The sequence below is a fragment of the Gilliamella sp. CG13 genome, assembly GCF_046635805.1.
Classification (GTDB): Bacteria; Pseudomonadota; Gammaproteobacteria; order Enterobacterales; family Orbaceae; genus Gilliamella; species Gilliamella apicola_I.
In genome coordinates this window covers 1-1,691 of the sequence record NZ_JBIDFM010000021.1, presented here as the reverse complement: position 1 = coordinate 1,691, position 1,691 = coordinate 1, and the positions used below count along the sequence as shown (strand labels likewise).

1 protein-coding gene is annotated in these 1,691 nt (G+C 37.5%); it reads left to right on the top strand.

The window, feature by feature from the left end; all coding sequences use genetic code 11:
• On the top strand, positions 1 to 1,691 hold a 1,691-nt coding region (locus ACGH6R_RS11120), incomplete at both ends, for a collagen binding domain-containing protein (RefSeq protein ID WP_411599837.1).

The window sequence follows — 1,691 nt, the reverse complement described above, 5'->3', positions numbered from 1 at the left end:
AATGCAGAGGGTAACACAAATATCAATTTAAAACCGATTCACTTTGAAGATGTTGGAAAGACAGTTCAAAACCAATATTTCTTATTGGCAGGAAGTTCAAATACTTCACCATCGGCAGGTATAGGTAGTAATCAAGCGATTAATAGTGGTATTGCGGGTAAAACTATTATTGACGGCACATCTCCTGAATTGCCAATTGATAATGTATTGATCGGTCTAATTGATTCAAGCGGAACAGAGATCGCTCGTCAATATACAAATGCTAACGGTGAATATCATTTCTATAACTTACCTTCCGGTAAATATAGTATTAATGTTGTAACCTCGCCAGATAATTATTCATTAGTTAAAAACAGTAAAGGTACCACTCAACCAATTGATACTTTATCTAGTTTAGATTTAACTAATGTGGGCATAAAAGACAATAATTTCTATTACAAACAAGCGAGTGATAAAGGTATCGAAGGTAAAATCTATGTTGATTATGCCGATAATAATACCGATTTAACTCAGTTAAATGCGTTTGCACATTTACTTGATAGCGAAACAGCATTGACTGTTGAGTTACGTGATGGTTTAGATGGTACCGGTAAGCTATTGATGACTCAACAAACCGTGGATGGTGAGTACAAATTTTCTAACTTGATGTTTGGTGATAATGCTAACTATTCCGTGATACTTAAATTAGACACTAATGCCGACTATGCGTTTAAACAAAGCTCAGCCGGTAAAGACGCGAAACATATTATTATTCCGATCGCAAATTTACCAAAAGATGGTTCACAAAATAATAATTATCTATTGGTAGGAAAACAAAAAATCGGTGGTGATGTCTGGATTGATGAAAATGAAAGTGGAGATAGACAGGATAACGAAGGGACTAAGGGCATCAATGTAACCCTTAATTATCAGGCGCCGGGTGTAACGGATTACGTTGAACTTAAAAAGGTTAACACCGATAATTCAGGTTACTATCAGTTTGAAAAATTACCGAAAGGCGGTAACTATCAAATTAAGGTTAGCACACCGGAAGGAACACAATTAATTGCGAACCGTGTCATCCCTGGAAATAGTGATAGTTATGTGTTTACTTCGTTAACAAAAGACGAGTTAACTAATAGTTCAGCATATAAATATAATAGTGTGATAAAAGGTCATGTGAGTATTGATGTCGATAACAGTCAAACGAACACTGCTGTAGATAGAGATTTAACAGGACTGAAATTAACGCTGAAAAGATCGGATGGCAATCTTACCCGACAAGCTATTACTGACAGTAATGGTCATTTTGAAGTGGATAACTTATCGTTTGGCGATTGGATTATCACGGCAGACAATTCGCAAAGTGTGGCTGACTGGAGTAGTTACCAATTGAGTTATACCCAAACGGGTAATAAAGCGGTGGCAGCGACGGCAAAAGACTTATCATTAACGGTTAATCTTTCAAAGCAAAATCCAGCGGTGAATGGCGTTGAAATAGGTTATCACGGCAGTGCGGTTATTAAAGGTTATGTGGTGATCGATGCCGATAACGACGGAAAATACAGCGCAAATGATATTGCCTTTGGAGCATTAAGTACGCCAATTACGCCGAAACTGGTGTTAACATCGGCGAAATCAGGATTTGAGGAACAGGAGATTAAGGTTGATGATCGAACCGGTCTGTTTGAAGTGTCAGGTTTAAGCCGACA